At 30.6% G+C, this 21,838-nt stretch carries 18 protein-coding genes and 1 pseudogene; 1 reads left to right on the top strand and 18 read right to left on the bottom strand.

Annotated elements, in window-relative coordinates; translation table 11 throughout:
* Positions 1-19 precede the first annotated feature (19 nt).
* From KEC93_RS21785 to KEC93_RS21835, 11 genes and pseudogenes are all read right to left on the bottom strand, one after another.
* Positions 20-421, bottom strand: coding sequence for a chemotaxis protein CheW (locus KEC93_RS21785; RefSeq protein WP_017211296.1), 402 nt, complete (start codon positions 419-421; stop codon positions 20-22).
* 130 nt (positions 422-551) lie between these two features.
* Positions 552-911, bottom strand: coding sequence for a response regulator (locus tag KEC93_RS21790; RefSeq protein ID WP_017211295.1), 360 nt, complete (start codon positions 909-911; stop codon positions 552-554).
* 19 nt (positions 912-930) lie between these two features.
* Positions 931-1,533: pseudogene (locus tag KEC93_RS21795) on the bottom strand (chemotaxis protein CheC).
* A gap of 194 nt (positions 1,534-1,727) precedes the next feature.
* The gene (locus KEC93_RS21800) at positions 1,728-3,800 is read right to left on the bottom strand and encodes a chemotaxis protein CheA (RefSeq protein WP_077868051.1); all 2,073 of its coding nucleotides are present in this window, start codon (positions 3,798-3,800) and stop codon (positions 1,728-1,730) included.
* Positions 3,801-3,813: 13 nt separating this feature from the next.
* On the bottom strand, positions 3,814-4,581 hold the full coding sequence (locus KEC93_RS21805; RefSeq protein WP_023973520.1) for a CheR family methyltransferase: 768 nt from the start codon (positions 4,579-4,581) through the stop codon (positions 3,814-3,816).
* Between the two features lie 8 nt (positions 4,582-4,589).
* Positions 4,590-5,696, bottom strand: coding sequence for a protein-glutamate methylesterase/protein-glutamine glutaminase (locus tag KEC93_RS21810; RefSeq protein ID WP_077868030.1), 1,107 nt, complete (start codon positions 5,694-5,696; stop codon positions 4,590-4,592).
* 23 nt (positions 5,697-5,719) lie between these two features.
* Positions 5,720-6,208: a chemotaxis protein CheD gene (locus tag KEC93_RS21815; RefSeq protein WP_041899787.1), complete on the bottom strand. Its 489-nt coding sequence runs from the start codon at positions 6,206-6,208 to the stop codon at positions 5,720-5,722.
* A 9-nt stretch (positions 6,209-6,217) separates the two neighbouring features.
* The gene (locus KEC93_RS21820) at positions 6,218-6,667 is read right to left on the bottom strand and encodes a chemotaxis protein CheW (protein WP_017211291.1); all 450 of its coding nucleotides are present in this window, start codon (positions 6,665-6,667) and stop codon (positions 6,218-6,220) included.
* 14 nt (positions 6,668-6,681) lie between these two features.
* Positions 6,682-8,631, bottom strand: coding sequence for a flagellar assembly protein A (locus tag KEC93_RS21825; RefSeq protein WP_077868029.1), 1,950 nt, complete (start codon positions 8,629-8,631; stop codon positions 6,682-6,684).
* A gap of 117 nt (positions 8,632-8,748) precedes the next feature.
* Complete coding sequence (locus KEC93_RS21830; RefSeq protein WP_023973524.1) at positions 8,749-9,483, bottom strand: aminotransferase class IV; 735 nt, start codon at positions 9,481-9,483, stop codon at positions 8,749-8,751.
* A 282-nt stretch (positions 9,484-9,765) separates the two neighbouring features.
* Positions 9,766-10,404 (bottom strand): HAD-IB family hydrolase, encoded by a 639-nt coding sequence (locus tag KEC93_RS21835; protein WP_077868028.1) that lies wholly within the window; start codon positions 10,402-10,404, stop codon positions 9,766-9,768.
* Positions 10,405-11,020: 616 nt separating this feature from the next.
* Here KEC93_RS21835 and KEC93_RS21840 point away from each other — a divergent pair.
* Positions 11,021-11,158 carry a hypothetical protein gene (locus tag KEC93_RS21840; RefSeq protein ID WP_173696073.1) on the top strand — a complete coding sequence of 46 codons (138 nt, stop codon included), beginning with the start codon at positions 11,021-11,023 and terminating at the stop codon, positions 11,156-11,158.
* Positions 11,159-11,217: 59 nt separating this feature from the next.
* Here the strand turns inward: KEC93_RS21840 and KEC93_RS21845 are convergent, their stop codons facing one another.
* The 7 genes from KEC93_RS21845 to KEC93_RS21875 all read right to left on the bottom strand — a co-directional run bounded on the left by KEC93_RS21845 (position 11,218) and on the right by KEC93_RS21875 (position 21,378).
* Positions 11,218-12,411, bottom strand: coding sequence for a pyridoxal phosphate-dependent aminotransferase (locus KEC93_RS21845; RefSeq protein ID WP_077868027.1), 1,194 nt, complete (start codon positions 12,409-12,411; stop codon positions 11,218-11,220).
* A 383-nt stretch (positions 12,412-12,794) separates the two neighbouring features.
* Positions 12,795-13,130 (bottom strand): DUF1292 domain-containing protein, encoded by a 336-nt coding sequence (locus KEC93_RS21850; RefSeq protein ID WP_012060474.1) that lies wholly within the window; start codon positions 13,128-13,130, stop codon positions 12,795-12,797.
* A 383-nt stretch (positions 13,131-13,513) separates the two neighbouring features.
* Positions 13,514-17,023, bottom strand: coding sequence for a pyruvate:ferredoxin (flavodoxin) oxidoreductase (gene nifJ / locus KEC93_RS21855; RefSeq protein WP_077868026.1), 3,510 nt, complete (start codon positions 17,021-17,023; stop codon positions 13,514-13,516).
* A 150-nt stretch (positions 17,024-17,173) separates the two neighbouring features.
* Positions 17,174-17,605 (bottom strand): flavodoxin domain-containing protein, encoded by a 432-nt coding sequence (locus KEC93_RS21860; protein ID WP_017211285.1) that lies wholly within the window; start codon positions 17,603-17,605, stop codon positions 17,174-17,176.
* Positions 17,606-17,754: 149 nt separating this feature from the next.
* Positions 17,755-18,813, bottom strand: a complete 1,059-nt coding sequence (locus tag KEC93_RS21865) for an undecaprenyldiphospho-muramoylpentapeptide beta-N-acetylglucosaminyltransferase (protein ID WP_373866468.1) — start codon at positions 18,811-18,813, stop codon at positions 17,755-17,757.
* A gap of 108 nt (positions 18,814-18,921) precedes the next feature.
* Positions 18,922-20,688 carry a single-stranded-DNA-specific exonuclease RecJ gene (recJ, locus tag KEC93_RS21870; RefSeq protein ID WP_023973529.1) on the bottom strand — a complete coding sequence of 589 codons (1,767 nt, stop codon included), beginning with the start codon at positions 20,686-20,688 and terminating at the stop codon, positions 18,922-18,924.
* 138 nt (positions 20,689-20,826) lie between these two features.
* Entirely contained in the window at positions 20,827-21,378 is a 552-nt protein-coding gene (locus KEC93_RS21875; protein ID WP_012060479.1) for a DJ-1 family glyoxalase III, read from the bottom strand.
* Positions 21,379-21,838: the final 460 nt, after the last annotated feature.

Raw genomic sequence — 21,838 nt, forward strand, 5'->3', positions numbered from 1 at the left:
TTTCCCTCATTTCAATAAACTAATTTAATAATTTGTCGATATCTATTATTGTAAGAAGTTTTTCATCATAATTTAATATACCTTTAATATAAGGCTGTGCTTTACCTGCATCTTTTTCTATTTTTTGTATATTTTTCTCATCTATATCTAAAACTTCTTCAACCTCATCCACTGATATTCCGATTTCTTCATCTTCTACTGTTAAAATAATTATATTATTTTGTTCTTTCCCAGGAGTTACATCAAGTAATAAATTTATGTCAACAAGAGATTTAATGCTCCCACGTAAATTTATCAACCCTTTAATATAACTCGGAGCCTTAGGAACTTTTGTAATCCCCATAGTATCATTGATACTTTGGACTCTATCTGTTTCTACTGCAAAATGTTCTTCTCCTAGTTTGAATACTACTATTTGCATTCATACTCCTCCTCTACAATAATATACAATCAACCATTAATAATTGACACTTAAATTAAAATTTCTTTAAAATTTGCAAAGATTTATTTATAGCATGTTATAATTCATTTCTTGTATTATTGCTTTTATATTAACCTACAACTTTCTTTATAGCTTCTAAAACTCTATCCGCTTGGAATGGTTTTACTATAAAGTCTTTTGCTCCAGCTCTTATTGCATCCATAACCATTGATTGTTGTCCCATTGCTGAACACATGATTACTTTAGCATCTGGATCGAATGCTTTTATTTGTTTAACTGCTTCAATTCCATCCATATCTGGCATAGTTATATCCATTGTTACTACGTCTGGTTTTTCTTTTTTATAAAGATCTACTGCAACTATCCCGTTATTTGCTTCACCTACTATTTCAAAATCATTTTTTTCTAAGATATCCTTTATCATCATTCTCATGAACGCTGCATCATCCACAATTAAAACTCTAGCCATACAATTTTACCTCCAAAATTTAATTTATTCCTATAGATTTCAATATTTTCTCTAACGAACCCGGCATAGGGATATAATAAAAATGTCCACCTATATTCTCTTCTGTATCACTGTCTAAGAATACAGTTTCAATATCTAGTATATATTCATCATATTGATTGGACTCAATAAATGTAGTTGTGAGTATTGCACCTAACATATCAAATGAAGTTGCAGGCACTGATGGTGCCATAACAAGATTAGTTAACTGTGCAATAGCATTCATATATGATGCTGATATTATATTTGCTATCTAGCATAATACAGAACTTCCCATTTCACTTTCTGGAGACTGCTTGCTTCCAACTAATTTTTTTATTACATTTTCAGCTGTTTCCTGTTCGAATACTAAAAGCATATTTCCTGAAATATCGCCTAGCACTCTTACAACTGTTCCAGCTACAGCACATTCTCCACTTTCTTGAAATACTTCTTCTAGTTTTACTACATTTACTGCTGGTACTGTCATATCTACTTTTTTTCCCATCATCATAGAAAGAGCAGTTGCTGCATTACCTGCACCTATGTTAGAAACTTCTTTAAGTGCATCTAATTGCAAAGTGCTTAAATTAGAATACTCCACTTATAACCCTCCTTTAAAATTTTTCACCCTAAAGGGCCAATCATCTCACATTTATATATTATTATTGCCTTTATAACATAACAATAATAATATATCTTGTCCACTCCAAACCTTTAGCCTTTTGCTCATTTTTATGGAATTATAAGTCAAACTAATTTTAATTAGATTTAAAAATCTTACTTAAAAATTTCACTTTATAATAATGCCCCTACATCTAGTATCAGCGTTACTAAACCATTACCAAGTATAGTCGCACCAATATACTGATCTAAATTCTTTAATGTTTTTCCGAGTGGTTTTATAACTATTTCTTGTTGTCCAAGTAATGAATCGACTAATAAACCTATAGTTTTATCACCTACATTAACTATTATAACAAATTTCTTATCAGTATTACTAGCCTCTATATCTAAAGTTTCATTTAATCTTACTAATGGAATTACATTTTCTCTATAAATAATAACTTCTTTTCCATTACTTTTCTTTATATTTTCCTCTTTATAGTCAATTACTCTATCAATAAATCCTAATGATATTGCTAATGTTTCCTCTCCTACCTTTACAAGTAAAGCTTGTATTATTTGTAATGTAAGCGGAAGCTTAATTACAAAAGTTGAACCTTTGCCTTCTTCACTTAGTAGATCTACAGTACCACCGAGTGCTGCAATTTTTGTTTTAACAACATCCATTCCAACTCCTCTTCCTGAGATATCTGTTACAACTTCATTAGTACTAAATCCTTGAGCAAAAATCAAGTTCTTAATATCACTATCTGATAATCCTTCTGTGTTTATTCCCTTTTGCTCTGCTTTAGCTTTTACTCTTTCAAGATTTATTCCTGCACCATCATCTGATACCTTTATTAATGCTTTTGTTCCTTCTTGGTATGCAATAAGCTTAACTGTTCCAACTGGAGGCTTGCCTTGTGCAATTCTCTTTTCAGCAGATTCTATACCATGATCCGCTGCATTTCTTAATAAATGTATTAATGGTTCACCTATTTCATCAATAACAGTTCTATCAAGTTCAGTATCAGCACCTTCTATAACAAAGTTAATTTCCTTATTTAATTCTACTGATATATCCCTTATCATTCTTGGGAATCTATTGAATACTGTATCTAATGGAAGCATTCTAATCTTCATAACCAAATCTTGAAGATCAGATGTTGTTCTTCCTACTTGTTCCAATGTTTCATTTAACTCTTGTGATTTATGAACATTTACGATTTGTTCTAATCGAGTTCTATAAATTACAAGCTCAGAAACCATATTCATTAAATTATCTATTCTCTCTAAGTCAACTCTTACTGATTGATGTGCTTTCTTAACTTCTTTCTTTTGAGTAGACTTTTTAGCAGCTGGTTGCTTTGTCTCAACTTTTGCTTCAGCTGGCTTTTCTACTGGAGCCTTTTCTATAACCGGTAGCTCTGGTAGCTGTGGCACTTCTTTTACTTCTGCTTCTTTTGGAGCTATATCTGAAATTTCTAATTCTATTAAAGAAGCTTCAACTTTTGCAACTTCTGAAATTCCATTTACAACAGTTAATATTTCATCTACAGTATTTTTAGTTACTAAGATAAATTTCAATTCAAAATCAAACTCTTCATTTTCAATTTCTTGAGTTGATGGGTCTGATTTTAATATTTCTCCGTGATCTTCAAGATCTTTAACTATTAAAAATGCTCTTGCTGATTTTAATAAAGTGTTTTCACTTAATGTTACTTTTAACTCAATAGAGTTAAATCCTTTTTCTCTAGCTTGTCTAATAACAGATGTGTCATATTGATTTAAATCTAAATCAAATTCATCACCTGATATCATTTTATTTTCATCTTCTGACTTAATTTCACTAGCTTGTGTTTCTTCTTGTACGTTACTCTTGTTTCCATTTTCTTTTATATCAGCTAAAGCTTTCATTATTCCATCTATATCTATTTTTTCCTCAGAACCTTCTTGAACATTGTCAACCATCTTTTCTAATGTATCAAGACAATCAAACAATACTGTCACTACATCCTGAGTTACTTTTAGTTTTCCTTCTCTGAATTCAGCTAATACATCTTCCATCTTATGGGTAAGTTCTGCTAAATCAGTAAATCCCATAGTCGCTGCCATTCCCTTAATTGTGTGAGCAACTCTAAATATTTCATTAACCTTATCTGTATCATCTGGATTTTGTTCTAAATCTAATAGTGATTCATTCAATGTTTGTAAATTTTCTAATGACTCCTCTAAAAACATTGACATATATTGAGATGTATCCATCCTTACTCCTCCTCTATATCTTTTTATAAATAAAGGTTGATGCTTTTTCAAATCCATAGTCTCTATAATTATAAATGCTCTCTGTAGCTCCTACAAATAAAAGCCCACCCTTTTTTAATGAGTTACTGAATTTTTTATAAATTTCCTGTTTAACATCATTATTAAAATAAATAACTACATTTCTACAAACAATTAAATCAAAGCCAGTATCATATCGATCTAAAATCAAATCATGTTTCTTAAAAGTTACCATATTCTTAATTTTAGACTCTACATAGTATTTATCGTCCCTTACTTTAAAATATTTACTTAAATCTGTATTATTTACACCTTTCATTTCATTTTGAGTATATTCTCCAAGCTTTGCTCTAGAAAGTATAGTATCATCTATATCTGTAGCTATTATATTATGTCTTCCATTTGGCGCTAACTTATCCAATATTATTCCTAATGAATATGGTTCACAGCCTATTGAACAAGCTGCACTCCAAATTTTTAGACTTGAATTATTTGGTAGTAACTCCTTTGCAATTTGTTTTTCTAAATCAGTAAATAATTCTGGATTTCTAAAAAATTCTGTTACGTTTATTGTTATGAAATCTAAAAACTTTTGTCTTTGCTCTGGATTACTTTTTATAGACTTGGAATATTCATCTAATGTTTTTATACCAACCCTTGTCATTAAGCTGTTTATTCTTCTATTTAGCTGTTCTGGCTTATATGCTGATAAATTTATACCCAACTCTTTATGAACCCATTTGTGAAATTCATTAAAATCCATATTTCCTCCTATAACTGTTTAATTATTTTTACTATATTTTCAGCTATTTCATTAAGCGGAGCCACTAAATCTACTTTTCCAGTTTCAAACGCAGCCTTTGGCATACCATAAATTGTACATGTAGATTTATCCTCTGAAATTGTTATACCACCATTATCTTTTATGTTTGCAGTTCCATCAGCACCATCTCTGCCCATTCCTGTAAGAATTACAGATATTAAATTTCCTCTGTACACTTTTATAGCAGAATTAAATAACTTGTCAACTGCTGGTCTTACTCCCCATATAGGCGGCTCTTCATTTAAGTGAATTAAATTATTTGATCCTACAGTCATATGTTGACCACCCTTAGCAATATATATTGTATCATTACTAATCCTCATACCTTCCGTTGCCTCAACCACTTTCATATTGCAAGCTTTATCTAGTCTTTCAGAAAATACTTTTGTAAAACCTTCTGGCATGTGCTGAACTACAAAAACTGGTACACCTAAATTTTTAGGTAATTTGGTTAACACCTCCTGAAGAGCCTTAGGGCCTCCAGTAGATGCCCCAATTACAACTGCATCTATCTTTTTATTTTTAGGTATACTATTCACCCTATGTATAGTTTTTTCTTTTATTATATTGGGATTATTTAAACCAATCTCATTATTAGTTATTGGGTTATTTTTATTAGCTTCTAAACTTGTTAACTTCTTTCTAGAATTAACATTGCTAGTTATACTTTTTATTTGTTCTATTAAGTTATTTTTAACTTTTGCTATATCTAGCGAAATACTTCCTGATGGCTTAGTTATAAAGCTAATAGCTCCATTATCTAAACATTCTAAAGTTAGTTCCGATCCTTCTGTAGTTGAACTACTAAGCATTATTACAGGATAACTTTTCCCAAGTCTTTTTAATTCTTTAAGAGTTGCAAGTCCGTCTAAATCCCTCATATGTACATCTAATGTGATAAGGTCCGGATTGTACTTCTCTACCTTCTCAACTAATTCTCTACCATCTCTAAATTTAGCTACAACTTCAAAATTACTTTCTGATTCTATCATATCTGATATCGCCTTCCTCATAAAAGCCGAATCATCAACAACAATAATCTTTATCTTACCCACCTAATCACACCTCTCTCTTTATTCTACAATTCTACAATTCCAAGCCCTACAACTTTAAGTATTACTTTTCCATCACTTGCATAAAGGATCATAGTTCTACCTTTATTTCCACCTGTCTCCTCAGCAATTATAGGTATAGATTCTTCTTTTAAACTTTTCTTCACTGCATCACTATTCCTTTTTCCAATATCGCTTATTATGCTCTTATCAGAAAAATTAAACATTGAAGCTCCACCAGCTATTTTAGCCACGAGATTTCTCTTTTTACACCCTTGCTTTTCCATTTTATCAATTAATAGTGGAATAGCTAAATCTGCAAATTTCATGGGGTTTGTACTACTTTTAAATTGTGTACTATCAGGAAGCATTATATGTGCTAATCCTGCCACCTTAACTGTCCTATCATATAAGGCAATTCCTATACATGATCCGAGTCCTATTGTCATTATTGTTCCTGGGTCGAGTACTAAATTTAGATCAGCTATTCCAACTTTTACTTCTGCACTTACCATCTTTACCCCCTAAAAGATTTTTTCTTCATCCTCTGAAGACAGTATCTTTTCTAAGTCTAATAAAATAACTATATTATCTTTTAATTTTATTAGACCTGCTATATATCTTTTGTCTATTGTTGCTGTTATAGGAGGTGCTTCTTCCATTAAATCACTACTAACATCTCGCACTTCGTAAACATTTTCTACAATAATTCCGAATTTATTTTCATCTCTTTTTACAACTATTATTTTTCTATTTTCATTTTCTTCATCTTCTCCAAAATTAAACTTTTTGGATAAGCTAATTATTGGAAGTATACTTTGTTCATAATTTATTACTCCCTTTACAAAACTAGGCGAATCAGGAAGAATTGTTGGTTCTTCATATCCTAAAATCCTCTCAACTTCTTTTATATCTGTTGCGTAATGTTCTCCATTTAATCCAAATATTAAAATTTTCACTTCATTACTTGACATTACTTTGAACCCTCCTATAGTATAAATTTATCAATTGTTATTTCTCCAGTTTTATCTATATATGCCTCTACATTTTTAGAAGAAACCTCTAACATAATTTGTTTTTCTCCAAAGCAGAAAATAGTATTGTTATAAGCTATATCAGCTGTAATTCTTCCTTTTTTAGAGACTTTTAAAACAGTACTAACTCCAGCTGCACTTCCCACTGTCTTTAACTTTATTTCAGATCCTGCTGAAAGTGTGCCACCTCTACAAACAGCTTTTTCACTGGTAAACTCTATATTTTCCAATGCTATTATGTTACAGGTATACTGTCCTTTACCTGTAACAAAAACACTCCCTGATGCTTCTATGGTAGACCCTTGAGCATACGCTAAATGCACGTTTGTAGGAATTACCATCAAATCTTCCATTTCGCAAATTTCTTCATCTAACAATTCCTTAAAAATATCAAATTCATTAATATTATTTATTTTAAGTGGGCCTAAGCCCAATAGCTTATTTATTATAAATGTTGTAACGTCACTATGCTGAATTCCTTCAGACATATTATAATTCAAAATATTTCTACATATTTTAGGTAATGATTTCAACTTATTCTCTATTAATATTTTAATTATTTCTCCATCTTTTTTTGAACCTAGTAAGTTATGTTCTTTTACTTGCACTGTTGAATCAACTAAATCATCAATAATATGAGCCAGACTCTTCAAACTTTCTAAATACTGCTTTTTCTCAACATTCTCACATCCAGCTGTCACTGTTGAATTCAATATATTTCCGCCTATAAAAATTTCTCCTGAAGACCTGATCATTGCAGATTCTACATTTTTGCCAACATGAAGCTCATTCCCTGCTTTAACTTCCATTCCTTCTAAAATATTACCAACAACTTCAACATTGCCAACAAAATCTATGTTTCCGCTTTTTAAATCTACTTGATCTACCTTGTATAATTTATTTACTACAAATGTATTTGCTTTATAAGCTGGCTTACCCTCAGACGTTGCTATAATACTATTGTTTTCAAGTTTACATCCCTCTCCAAGTCTTACTCCCGTCTTTTTAAAAGTCTTTCTTTTAACAGGAACACCATATATATCTTGTCCATCATTTCCCGATTTTCCAGGTATTATTTCGCCTATAACGTCTCCAACTTTAACATTTGCAATTAGAAATCTATTTCTATAATCAACTTTTTCTTCTGAGTCTTTGTAATGAATTAATTCTTCTGAATCGTGAAATAGAACTTGAATCTCATCTGGAATGTCATCTACAGCAGGCACTCCTTTTGCAACTAACTTTTTTTCTATATTATGTTCATTGCATATACTTTCTAATTCTTTTTCAATAATTCCATATTTAATTCCATTACTCTTTAGCAACTCTTTTAATTCTTTTACTGTATATTTTGGTGGATATTTATCATCAACATTCTTCTTTTTGATTGTTAAATTTTTTTGATATTCTTGGTTAACTAATTCATATATATGAGCTGGGGTTGATTTTATATCAACATATGCCTCCATTTTATCATCTGTAATTGATATATTTATGTTTCTTGTCGGCTCGTTCTCTTCAAATTTATATTCAATTTTATCTCGTGATGTTACAGGCGTTATTCCATCACATTTTTGCCCATTAATAATTAAAATTACACCCGGACAAGTTTTTATAGTAATAATTTCATCTTTATTATCATATTCTGTTATTATTATTTTCCCATTCTCAATCTTAGCTCCAAATTCTTCTTTAGTTTCTGGTAATTCTTCAATTATTTCCTTTTCTTCAATGCTGCTCTTATTTTCGTCAACTTCTATTATTTCTATCTCTACTTTCTTTCTAAAAAACTTCTTTTCTTCCTTAATTATTCTATATTTTAAAACTTCTTTCGAAAGATTTAATTCAGAAGATGCTTTTTCAAGACATTCATTTAAGGATGCTCCAGAAAACTTCAAGTCCATAAATATCTCCCCCTAAAATACTCCTTTATCTAAGTATACCACAGCCTATTTTAATTTTATATCCATTATTTATATTAATCTATATTATTTTACATGAAAATACAAATTAACTTAATTTTAATGATTTTTTATATATTTTTCTATCTCATCATCATATTCTTTCATCAATTTTCTAATCAAGTTATTATCTGCATTAAAATTTATGCTATTTACTGTTTTTATGGGTAATATTTTAGGGGATGTACCCGAAATAAACATTCCATCCAATTTATCTATATCAGAATATTTATATTCTACTTCCTCGACTTCAACCCCAACCTTATTTGCAATATCTATTATTTCTCCTCTAGTTACTCCCGGTAGTACAGCTTTTACAGGTGATGTAAGAAGTTTATTTCCTTTAACCATGAAAATATTTGATCTGCTGCCTTCTGTTACATGCCCATTTGAATCGACTAAAATAGCTTCATACGCATTATTATCCTTTATCTCTTTATTAACTCTTTCTCTAAAGGTATCATTTATTATTTTCGCATTAGGATTTTCTCTTTCTCCAAAATAAAGTATAGTGTTAACCCCATTCATATACATTTCATCAGATGGATATGAGTGTTCAATAAAAAATACTCTTAGCTTTTTTTCATTTACTCCAAATGTTATTTTTATATTTCCTTCAGATCTATTTTCACTTTCTATTAGTTCCTCAATTTCCTTACTTATTTCTTCGTAACTTACTAAAAATTCTTCATTTATTAAATTAAAAGAATTTTTCATTCTTTTTAAATGACTTTCTAGAAAAATTGACTTTCTATCTATTACTCTTAAAACTTCATAAATTATTTTATCTTCCATGCCTTGCCATCCCTTTCTATTATTATATAGATATTGCAATTCACAATGCACATTTCACAATTCAGAATCATTGCTAAAATTCCTGCAATATTTTAGAATCATGATAAAGAATCATTTTTGCAATGTATATATTATATATATAATCTGTAATATTAAATTAATATTATTAATTGCATAAGTCTAAACTTTAATCATATACTAATGTAAATTCTTTAACACAGCTTATACTATGTAATCAAATCAATTTTATTTCTTAATAAGACTGATATCTTAATTTATATTTTATTTCCATCTTAGTATCTCTATATCATGATTCTTTTTATAGTTTATTAAATATGGCTTACCTACTAGATCCAATAATGGTTTATCTGATAAGGAATCAGAAAACATATACGATTCCTTAAAATCCACCTCAATTTTTTCATCTTTAAGTACTTCTTTCAATCTTCTAACCTTCTCTTCTCCCTTGCAGTTATTCCCTACCATTTTTCTTACGAAAGTTCCATTTTCAAATCCAAATTTAGTTCCTATTACTTTATTAACTTCTTTTATATTGTAAAATTCATTAACGTAAAATTCAGGAGATGCTGAAATCAGGTATATATCATATCCCTCATTTTTAAGTTTTTTCATCATTTCCAATGCATCATCATATAAAATATTTTTTAGCCTCTCATCATAAAACGCTTTAACAAGTTCAGCTAACTCCTCTTCTTTTATTCCATCTATAAACCTTAAAAATGTCTCTTTTACTTTTCTCTCATCATATATTCCAATTGCGTACATAATTCCACAGTATATAGCTCTTGGTAAAAATCTTAGATTTTTTTTATTTTTCTTAATTACATACTTAAATAATTCCATTAAGGTTTCTTTTTTAGTAATGGTATAATCTATGTCAAATATAGCAAGTTTCTTCAAAACACAAATACCTACCTTTTTAATATTTAATTCTTAACACTCAAGCATATGATTTAACTTTGCTTTAAATCATTAAGTGTTTAGAGCTAAATATTATAATGATTAATTTCGATTAAAAATTCTTAGGCTTTTCTTTCTTTAAACTTAATCCCGTTATTATTTTTTATCACTCGTTTATTTTAAGTAATAATAACCTTAATTATTACAACAAAATCGTAAATGTATATATTGCAATTCACAATGCACATTTCGCAATGCACAATTACAGCTAAAATTCTCACAACATTTTTAGAATTATGATGAAGAACTATCTTTGCAACATATATACAAAAATTAGAAATAAATTCTAACTAAATATTCTTTCTTCATATTTAGTATAAATAAACAACTTTAAAACTAGATTTACGTGATAACTTACCTAAATCATAAACTATAACTATACTTAGACTATGAAATATATTCCAATCAGAAATAAGAAATGATTAATATACATAAGTATAGATTATAGTTGTTTTATTCTATAGATAACCCAACTTTAAGTTAGATTTATACTATGAAATATATCCCAACTAGAAATAAGAATTATGCTTTTGTGAAATGTTTCATTAGGAATTTGATGGCTTTGATTCTTAGATTAAAAGTTGTTCCAAGTATGCTAGTTCAAAGCTTGCCTTTGAGGCTAGCATCTTGGGTGCAACTTGTGAGCTTAGAATCATCCATCATAATTTCCTTAGAAACTGGAACAACAGCATAATTCTCATTTCGGCGAGTTATATGCATAAGTTCAGGTCTTAGTTGGATTATCTATATACATTATTTAATTTTGCTTAAAAATATTGAAATTCTATCTATTCCAGTTTCTATTATATCCATAGATGTCGCATATGATAATCTTATATAATCATCTAAGCCAAAACCAGAACCTGGTATTACTGCAACTTTCTCTTCTTCTAGTAATACCTTTGCAAAATCTACAGAGTTGTTAATAGTTTGATCCTTAAATGTAGTATTCAAGTACGAAGATATATTAACCATTATATAAAATGCACCATTAGGCTTTATAATTGATATTTCATTTAACTTTTCTAATTTATATATCATGAAATTTCTTCTATTCTCAAATTCTTTAATCATATTGTTTAAATCTTCTACTGGACCATTTAATGCCTCTATTGCAGCATATTGGGCTATTGTATTCACATTAGATGTCATGTGACTTTGAATGCTTGTCATAAGCTTAGTTATGCTTTCACTTGCAGCTGCATATCCTAGCCTCCACCCTGTCATTGCATATGTCTTAGAAACGCCGTTTATTACTATGGTTCTTTCATAGGCATCCTCATTTAATGCTGCTATACTTATATGCTTTTCTCCATCATATATTAGTTTTTCATAAATTTCATCTGATATAATTATTAAATCATGTTCTTTTGCAAAATTAGCAATTTCTAACAATTCATCTTCGTGATAAATTGTTCCTGTAGGATTATTAGGGCTATTTAATAAAAGCGCTTTAGTTTTACTAGTTAAAGCTTTTTCTAGATCAGCAACTGTATATTTATAATTATTTTCTTTTAATGTTTCAACAAACACTGGAACTCCATCAGCTAACTTAACTAATTCAGGATAACTAACCCAATATGGTACAGGAATTAATACTTCATCTCCTGGATTCAAAGTTGCCATAAATACATTTGCAAGACATTGTTTTGCACCTGTAGAAATTATTATTTGACTTGGCTTATATTCTAAGTTATTATCATTTTTAAACTTACTGCATATAGTAGTTTTTAATTCTAACAAACCTCCTGCTGGAGTATACTTAGTTTTCCCGTCATTCATAGCTTTTATAGCTGCTTGAATTATGTTTTCTGGTGTATTAAAGTCTGGTTCCCCTGCTCCAAAACTTACTACATCAACCCCTTGACTTTTTAGTTCATTAGCTTTAGCTGTGATTGCTAATGTAATTGATGGTGTGATATTCCCCGCTTTTTTAGATAATTGCATTGCTTTTTCCCTCCAATTTTGACCTTAAAATGAATTATAAAAAATGTTCTAATTCATTTATATATACTTTTGTCGCATAATAAAAATATATCATTAATATATTGAATTGTAAACAATATGGAATATTTAAGGGACATGAAGGAAAATAACAAGTCAAAATGCAATGATTATTTTTCATTAGACAATGAAGCAGATTGGTCTCATAGTGGGCCTATTAGGACAATCTGCTGAAGCAGTATAATGGAAAATGGGCACTTATGAAAAGAGCAGCTATGCTGCAATAAGGAACTTTTCTTAGCAGATTCACTTGTTATTTTTTTGAATGTCCCTAAGACATATTAAACAAAAGACCTTAGTAATAAATTACTAAAGTCTTTAACTTCTTATTCTTCGCCTACTAACTCATTTTGATAATAAGCTGATACTCTATCAAATTCTTCTTCATCCGGAACAACAAGTTCATCTTCATCAAGTCTGAAAAGATAAACTGAATCTTCTTCTGGATTTTGAGCTAAATAATATGCTTTTCCTTCATATTCAAATTCGTCGATTATAGGGCATGTAACTACATTTCCATTTTCATCTTCTAAATCTATAACGAAGTTTTCTTCATCATTGCATCCACATCCACATTCATGATCTTCATCATGGTGATGTCCACCGCATCCACAACTTCCTTCTTCACTATTGCATCCACATTTTTCTAAATCTTTTTCCATGTTTCAACCTCCTTTTGGTTCTTAATTAATTTTACCCTTAAATCATAAAAATTAAAACCCTTAAATAAAAAAATTGTAAAGTAATTTTAATAAATATTCTAATTATATATGTTCTAGAACATTTTATTCATCAAAATTCAATTCAAATTACGATTTATTAGAAAATAAACAGTTCTTACAAGAAAATATAATTTTATTATTTCAACCATTATATTAAGTTTCTTCTAAAAATTAGATCTCAGATCACTTTGGATTTGGATCTTTTAAGGATCTGCTTTTTCGAATGCATGTAAAAAGAAGCCACTTCCTATAGAATAATTTCTACAAAGAAGTGACTCCTCTTTTTGCGCAAATTTAGTTATTTCAATATTTTAATTACTTTACTATTGTTGATTAGCTAATTTCTTGTATCCTTCTAATCTTTCCATAGCATCTTTCTTAGTCTTTTCAAATAAAGCATCAGCTTGTTCTGGGAATGCCTTAGCAAGTGAAGAGTATCTAACTTCTCCCATTAAGAATTCCTTGAAGTCTGCAGTTGGTTCTTTTGAATCTAATGTAAATGGATTCTTTCCAGCATCTTTTAATTCTGGGTTGAATCTGTACATTTGCCAGTAACCACATGCAGTAGCTCTCTTAGCTTCTTCTTGGCTGTTACCCATACCAATTCTTAATCCATGATTTATACATGGTGCATAAGCTATTATTAATGATGGTCCTTTATAAGCTTCTGCTTCTGCAATAGCTTTCATAACTTGGTTCTTATCAGCACCCATGTTAATTTGAGCTACATATACATAACCATAACTCATAGCCATCATTCCAAGATCTTTCTTCTTAGTCTTCTTACCACTTGCAGCAAACTTAGCGATTGCAGCAGTTGGAGTAGCTTTAGATGATTGACCACCAGTGTTTGAGTAAACTTCTGTATCTACTACTAGTATATTTACATCTTCTCCTGAAGCTAATACATGGTCAACTCCACCGTATCCGATATCGTAAGCCCATCCGTCTCCTCCGAAGATCCATTGTGATCTCTTAACGAAGTAGTCTTTTTCAGCTAATATTTCTTTAGCTAATTCAGTATTAGATGCTTCTAAAGCAGCTGTTAATTTATCAGCTCTTTCTCTAGTTCCTTCACCTTCATCTACGTTATCTAACCATTCTTGTAATTCAGCTTTTGCTGGATCATTTGCAGCTATAGCAGCTTCAGCTTTTTCTGCAATTCTTTCTCTTATAGCCTTAACTCCTAAGAACATACCTAATCCATATTCAGCATTATCTTCGAATAATGAGTTAGCCCAAGCTGGACCATGTCCATTTTTATTCTTAGTGTATGGAGTTGAAGGAGCTGATCCTCCCCAGATTGATGTACATCCAGTTGCATTAGCAACCATCATTCTATCACCAACTAATTGAGTTATAGCTTTAACATATGGAGTTTCTCCACAACCTGCACAAGCTCCTGAGAACTCAAGTAATGGTTGCTCAAATTGGCTGCCTTTAACTGTCTTCTTGTTCATTGGGTTCTTCTTAGCTGATATATCATGAGTTAAGTAATCCCAAGCTTCTATTTGATCATGTTGAGATTCTTGTGGTTTCATAACTAATGCTTTTCCTGGTGCTGGACATACTTGAGCACAGTTTCCACAACCTGAACAGTCAAGTGGTGTTACACCCATTGTATAGAATAATGGTTCTTCTGTCTTTAATCCTTTAGCAGCTACAGCCTTATTTGCACTTGGCGCAGCATTCTTTTCTGCTTCAGTTAATAAGAATGGTCTTATAGAAGCATGTGGACATACCATTGAACATTGGTTACATTGAATACATTTATCTTTATCCCATTCAGGAACATTTACTGCAATTCCTCTCTTTTCGAAAGCAGCAGTACCATTTTCAAAAGTACCATCTTCCATACCTGCAAATGCTGAAACTGGAAGTTGATCTCCTTCTTGTCTGTTCATTGGAATAACTATATCTTTAACAAACTTAGTAGCATGTTTAATTTCTACTGGAGCTTCATCTGCAACTGTCTTCCAAGCTTCTGGAATGTCTATTGCAACAATTGATTCAACACCTTTATCGATAGCAGCGTTGTTCATGTTAACAACTTTTTCACCCTTCTTACCGTAAGAAGTTACAACTGAATCTTTTAAGTGCTTAATAGCATCTTCAACTGGAATAATGTTAGCTAACTTGAAGAAAGCTGATTGCATTATCATGTTGATTCTTCCACCAAGACCGATTTCTTGAGCAATACCTACAGCATTGATAGTGTAGAACTTAATGTTGTTGTTTGCTAAGAATCTCTTATATGAAGCTGGTAATTTTTCTTCTAAATCTTCTGGAGACCAGATAGTATTTAATAAGAAAGTAGAACCTGGTTTTAAACCTTCAAGTACATTGTATTTGTGGATGTATGATTGGTTAGAACATGAAACAAAGTCTGCTTTGTTTATTAAGTATGGTGACTTAATTGCTTTCTTACCAAATCTTAAGTGAGATACTGTAATTCCACCTGATTTCTTTGAATCATAGAAGAAGTACGCTTGAGCATACATGTCTGTATTATCCCCAATGATCTTGATTGCACTCTTGTTTGCTCCAACAGTACCATCTGATCCTAATCCCCAGAACTTACAAGATGTAGTTCCTTCTGGAGTAGCATCTATATCTTCAGTTACTTCTAATGAAGTATTTGTAACGTCATCAACGATTCCGATTGTGAATCCGTTCTTAGGAGCATCTTGTGCTAAGTTAGCATAAACTGCAGCAATATGTCCTGGATTTGGATCTTTTGAACCTAAACCAAATCTTCCACCAACAATAAGTGGTGCATCAGCTTGTCCATAGAATGCATTTCTTACATCTAAGTACAATGGTTCTCCAGTTGATCCTGGTTCCTTAGTTCTATCTAAAACAGCAATTTTCTTAACTGTCTTTGGAATAGCAGCTAATAATCTTTCATTTGAGAATGGTCTGAATAATCTTACTTTAATAACACCAACTTTTTGTCCATTAGCATTTAAGTAATCTATAGTTTCTTCACAAACGTCTGTAGCAGAACCCATAGCTATAATTACTCTATCAGCATCTGGTGCTCCATAGTAATCGAAACAGTGATATTCTCTACCAGTTAACTTAGTGATTTCAGCCATGTAATTTTCAACTGTTTCTGGTAATTCATTATAGAATTTATTAACAGATTCTCTTTCTTGGAAATAGATATCTGCATTTTGAGCAGTTCCTCTAGTTACAGGATGATTTGGGTTTAATGCTCTTTCTCTGAAAGCTTTAACTGAATCCCAATCAAGTAAACTTGCTAATTCATCATATTCTAAAACTTCAATTTTTTGTACTTCATGAGAAGTTCTGAATCCATCAAAGAAGTTTAAGAATGGAATTCTTGTCTTAATAGCAGTTAAATGTGCTACTGCTGCTAAGTCCATAACTTCTTGAACTGATCCTTCTGCAAGCATTGCAAAACCAGTTTGTCTTGCTGCCATAACATCTTGGTGATCTCCAAATATGTTTAAAGCAGAAGTAGCTAATGCTCTAGCTGATACGTGGAATACTCCTGGTAACATTTCACCAGAAATTTTGTACATGTTTGGTATCATTAATAATAAACCTTGTGAAGCTGTATAAGTTGTTGTTAAAGCTCCAGCTTGTAAAGATCCATGAACTGCACCAGCTGCTCCAGCTTCTGATTGCATTTCCATAACTTTTACAGGTTGTCCAAATATGTTCTTTCTTCCTTGTGCTACCCATTCATCTACATGTTCTGCCATTGGTGATGATGGTGTAATTGGGAATATTGCAGAAACTTCTGTAAATGCATAAGATATATGAGCTGCTGCAGTATTACCGTCCATAGTTTTCATTTTTCTCATCGCGTTGACCCCTCTTTCTAATTTTAAACATAAATTAGTAATTTAAATTTATTAATAAGTTAGTCTTAAAGACCACCTAATAAACATATTAATATTTAGCTTAAGAGATTTTTAACAATAGACGCACGAAACAATATGACAAACCTTATATTAATTAACTAGTTTTTTTCCTAATTGTTTAATAATGTTTGCCTGCGTTTTAGTTGGTGAATCTTTAATTGTTAAATCTCCAATTACATTAAAACCATAAGATGACATTTCATCTTTCCATAATTTCATAAAAGTATCTTCAATCCACCCGTAAGTTGCAAATAAAATACAATTTTTATTTATGTTTACATCTCTATAGTTTTGTAATTGATCTAAAAATGGTTTCATTTCTTCCTGCTCGATTTTAGTGGCATCTACTGCTGGACTTCCAAAAGCAATAGAATCAGCTTCTAAAACATCTTCCAATGTGGCATCTGCAACGTGCTTCACACTTACTTCCGCTCCCTGCTCCCTAGCACCATCTGCCATAGTGTTCGCAAGTGCTTCTATATTTCCTCCACAACTCCAATAAATGATTGAAACTTTTTTCATTGTAATGCACCTCATCTTCTTGTTAAATAATTAACTTATGTTTTCACTAAAATGAACTTACTCTTTTATTATATCTCACATATTTTTTTTTGCAAGATTTGATTGTATAATTTGTGCTTTATTTAAATAATAATTACAAATTTAATAATTTATTTTTTTACCTTAACACTTCTTAATAATACATTTATTATTGCTTCAACACCGCTTTTAGCTTGACTCTTTTCCATATTATTAATTAATTCATCTTTTCTTTTTTTTAGCTCAAGAACTTTTTCATATAATACATTATTTTTAATTTCTTCTTCTTGCAGCATTAATGAATACCCTTCTTTTTCAAACGACTTAGCATTTAATATTTGATCTCCTCTACTTGCCTTTTTTGAAAGTGGTATTAATAGTGTTGGTTTTTTTAATGCTAAAAATTCAAATATAGAATTAGCACCTGCTCTTGAAATTATATAGTCACAAGCCTTCATAAGGTCAGGCAATTCTTCGGTTACATATTCAAATTGCTTATACCCTTTTTTATTTAAAAAATTATTATCCACATTACCTTTTCCGCAAATATGAATTATATTAAAATCTTTTAAAAGCTTATCTAGATTTTTTCTTATTTCTTCATTTATGAGCTTAGAACCCAGACTTCCCCCCATAATAAAGAGAATCTCCTTATTGTCAGAAAATTCACATATCTTTTTTCCTCTAGTCTTATCTCCGTTAAGTATTTCTTCTCTGATTGGGCTTCCTGTAAGTACTCCTTTATCATCCTTTATAAACTTTAGACTTTCTCTAAATGTGACACATAGTTTATCACAAAATGGTGCCGAAAGTTTATTTGCAAGCCCTGGAGTCATATCTGATTCATGCGCAACCACTGGTATTTTTTTAATAGATGCTGCTATTACAACTGGAACAGCTACGAAACCACCCTTTGAAAAAATCACATCTGGTTTTTCTTTTGATAATATTTTTAGTGCTTGAGCAATTCCCTTTAAAATTTTGAATGGATCAGTAAAATTTTTCACATCAAAATATCTTCGTAATTTCCCGCACGAAATTCCGAAAAAAGGTATATTGTTTTTAGTTATTATTTCTTTTTCAATGCCGTCAAAACTTCCGATATATTTTATCTCAAAGTCCTTTTGCTTTAGTTTAGGAACTAAAGCAAGATTAGGAGTAACGTGACCAGCAGTTCCTCCCCCTGTCATTATTATTTTATACTTAGCCAAAAACTATCATCCTTTCTTATAATAACTCAAAATATATGATCTTAAATTCACAACATCTTTTTATACTTAACCGAAAACTCTATTCTTTTACCTATAGTTTTGTATTACTATTTGTATAGTAGTATTACCATTATATTCATTAACATTTGGATAAAATACTAAATCAAGGTTCACATGATTATATTCTCCATTATAGAGTTTTTGCAATTCTTCATTTCCATATTTACTGCTAACTTCTTCTTCAAACTTTTCAATATCACCAAAATAAATAGCATCCAGAGCTTTATTCATCCTGGTCTTGAGTTTTAATTTTAGCACATTCCTATTCTTTCCAAGTATTGTTGCCCTTAATAAATTAATATTTTTCTCAGCAAACAATGGTTTAGAGTTTGATTTACCAAAAGGCTCTAATCTTTCTAAATCATTTATCACATCATAGTTTATAGCATCAAGCGGCAAAACCGAGTCTATAGTAACTTTTCTCAATAAATCCTCGTCTTTTAAAATTGTATTTTCATTTAATCTTCGCCTAAATTCATCTATATTTTCTTCTTTTAATGAAAAACCTGCAGCCATAGGGTGCCCGCCAAACTTTTCAAGCAGATCCTTGCACTTAATAAGTTCTTCAAACATATTGTATTCTTCTATTGATCTTCCTGAACCCTTCACACCATGTTCTGCTTTTGTTATAACTAAAGTTGGAACATTATATTTTTCTTTTATTCTTCCTGCTATTATACCTGCTAAACTTTCATGTATATCAGGAATATAGATAACAAATACTTTATCATTTATCATTCCACTTTTCTCTATGATTTCAACAGCAGCCTCGACGCCATTCATGGTCATATCTTTTCTATCTTCATTTAATTTAACTAATTCTTTTGCGAGCCTTACTGCTTCCTCTTCATCATCTGAGAGCAATAATTTCAATCCTCTTTTAGCCGAATCTAGCCTTCCTGAAGCATTTATGCATGGCCCTATAATAAATCCAAGATGATATACCGATAAAGTTTTTTCTGTTAATTCGCATTCTCTTATTAATTCTTGTAGTCCTAAGTTAGTTGTACTGTTAATAAGTTCTAATCCCTTTTTAACAAATATCCTATTCTCATCAACTAAATCTACAACATCGCAAACTGTCGCTATTGCCAAAAATTCTATGAATTTGTAGCATTCTTTTTTATCTATATTAAAAGTCTCATAAAGAATTTCTACAAGCTTAAATGCTACACCCGCTCCACACAATTGTTTAAATTTATAATTGCATTCACTTTGCTTTGGATTTACTACAGCATCAGCACTTAAACTTATAAATTCTCTGACGTTATTTTCTTTCTCAACAAATGGTATATCATGATGATCTGTAACTATTACGGTAATTCCTAATTCTTTTGCGTATTTTATTTGGTCTATAGCGGATATACCATTATCGCAAGTCAGTATGGTATCAACCCCATCTTCTTTTGCCTGCTTTATAATATTCATATTAATTCCATATCCATCTTTTATTCTATCTGGAATTTCATAATCTACATTTGCATTGCACCTTTTTAAAGCTGAGTATAAAATATAAATACTTATTACACCATCAACATCGTAATCTCCAACAATTCGTATCTTATTCTGAGCTTTTATTTTCTCACGCAGTATATCAACCGATTTTTCTAAATCTTTCATTTCTCTAGCCTCATGAAATTTATCAAAATCCGGGTTAATATAACTTCTTATCATTTCATCGCTTATAATATTCCTGTTTACTATAAGCCTACTAACCAATTCTGAAAGTGCATATTTTTTAGATATGTATTTATAATCAGCTTTTATATTTTTTATAAACCATCTTTCTGCCATTTCTTCTCCCCTCACAGCATGCCGCAACAATACCCCTAAGACCTTTGATCCTAGAGGTTATATACTTTAGATTTCTATATTTTTCATTTCTCTTATACTGAAATAAAGTGAAAACTTTCCCAGTAAATTTGATAACTTTTACCCTATAAACATCTTATATAACATACCAGATGAAATACTTTCTACTTTATTCCCATATCCAAGAATATCTAACAACTTATATGCAAATGCCATTGCTGTTGCTGGACCTCTGCTGGTTACTATATTCTTATCAACTACTACAGCATCTTCTAAATATTCACAATTTGGTAATTCATCTTCATATCCAGGATAAGAAGTTATATTTCTTCCTTCTGTGATTCCCGCTCTTCCAAGAACTATTGGTCCTGCACAAATCGCTCCAATTAATTTTCCATCTTTGTTTTGCTTTTTAACAAATTTTATTACTCTCTCATCATCTCTTAAGTTAGTAGCTCCTGGAATACCTCCTGGTATTACCACTAAATCATATTCCATCTTCTCATCAAAAAGCTTATCTGCTTGAACTACCACGCCATGACTTGACTTAACTTGCTTTTCTGCAATTGATACTAAATCACAAGTTACATCCGCCCTTCTTATTATATCAGATACAGTTAAAGCCTCTATTTCCTCAAAACCTTCTGCTAATAAAACGCATACTTTCTTCATATCAATTCCTCCTTAAATCTAAACAATGAGGATATCCTAAACTATTTTTTAGAACACCCTCATTCTGCTTCTCTTCAATTTATACCTACATTATACCCCATTTATTGTTTAACTACCACAACTTAATTGTCAGAATTGGAACTTTCCAATCTATAATTTTCTTTACTTTCTTCCAACCACCTGCCATAAACGATTCACACATAATGATATATTTTGTGTGAGACATTCACTTTGCTAAAAAGTAAGAATCAGAAATTTTTATTTTATATACAACATAACTTGTTATGTTTAGTAAGTTCTGCAGTGCGCACTTTTTTTATGGGCAATATGTTCTTATTTGTACTTTTCACTTTTTTATAATTATAAGTTCTTGGTTGTGCTTAATAAGTTCCGTATTGTGCTTCTCACTCTTCTTAGGAGTGCGCACTTTTTTTATAGTTATAAGTTCTTAATTGTGCTT

It is taken from the genome of Clostridium beijerinckii, from assembly GCF_018223745.1.
In the GTDB taxonomy this organism is placed as follows: Bacteria; Bacillota; Clostridia; order Clostridiales; family Clostridiaceae; genus Clostridium; species Clostridium beijerinckii.

What these genes read in the sequence shown, in the direction of transcription:
- KEC93_RS21785 (WP_017211296.1), bottom strand. Translation starts at nt 421, where the DNA reads ATGCAAATAGTAGTATTCAAACTAGGAGAAGAACATTTTGCAGTAGAA.
- KEC93_RS21790 (WP_017211295.1), bottom strand. Translation starts at nt 911, where the DNA reads ATGGCTAGAGTTTTAATTGTGGATGATGCAGCGTTCATGAGAATGATG.
- KEC93_RS21800 (WP_077868051.1), bottom strand. Translation starts at nt 3,800, where the DNA reads ATGGATACATCTCAATATATGTCAATGTTTTTAGAGGAGTCATTAGAA.
- KEC93_RS21805 (WP_023973520.1), bottom strand. Translation starts at nt 4,581, where the DNA reads ATGGATTTTAATGAATTTCACAAATGGGTTCATAAAGAGTTGGGTATA.
- KEC93_RS21815 (WP_041899787.1), bottom strand. Translation starts at nt 6,208, where the DNA reads ATGGTAAGTGCAGAAGTAAAAGTTGGAATAGCTGATCTAAATTTAGTA.
- KEC93_RS21820 (WP_017211291.1), bottom strand. Translation starts at nt 6,667, where the DNA reads ATGTCAAGTAATGAAGTGAAAATTTTAATATTTGGATTAAATGGAGAA.
- KEC93_RS21825 (WP_077868029.1), bottom strand. Translation starts at nt 8,631, where the DNA reads ATGGACTTGAAGTTTTCTGGAGCATCCTTAAATGAATGTCTTGAAAAA.
- KEC93_RS21830 (WP_023973524.1), bottom strand. Translation starts at nt 9,483, where the DNA reads ATGGAAGATAAAATAATTTATGAAGTTTTAAGAGTAATAGATAGAAAG.
- KEC93_RS21840 (WP_173696073.1), top strand. Translation starts at nt 11,021, where the DNA reads ATGGCTTTGATTCTTAGATTAAAAGTTGTTCCAAGTATGCTAGTTCAA.
- KEC93_RS21845 (WP_077868027.1), bottom strand. Translation starts at nt 12,411, where the DNA reads ATGCAATTATCTAAAAAAGCGGGGAATATCACACCATCAATTACATTA.
- KEC93_RS21850 (WP_012060474.1), bottom strand. Translation starts at nt 13,130, where the DNA reads ATGGAAAAAGATTTAGAAAAATGTGGATGCAATAGTGAAGAAGGAAGT.
- nifJ (WP_077868026.1), bottom strand. Translation starts at nt 17,023, where the DNA reads ATGAGAAAAATGAAAACTATGGACGGTAATACTGCAGCAGCTCATATA.
- KEC93_RS21860 (WP_017211285.1), bottom strand. Translation starts at nt 17,605, where the DNA reads ATGAAAAAAGTTTCAATCATTTATTGGAGTTGTGGAGGAAATATAGAA.
- KEC93_RS21865 (WP_373866468.1), bottom strand. Translation starts at nt 18,813, where the DNA reads ATGACAGGGGGAGGAACTGCTGGTCACGTTACTCCTAATCTTGCTTTA.
- recJ (WP_023973529.1), bottom strand. Translation starts at nt 20,688, where the DNA reads ATGGCAGAAAGATGGTTTATAAAAAATATAAAAGCTGATTATAAATAC.
- KEC93_RS21875 (WP_012060479.1), bottom strand. Translation starts at nt 21,378, where the DNA reads ATGAAGAAAGTATGCGTTTTATTAGCAGAAGGTTTTGAGGAAATAGAG.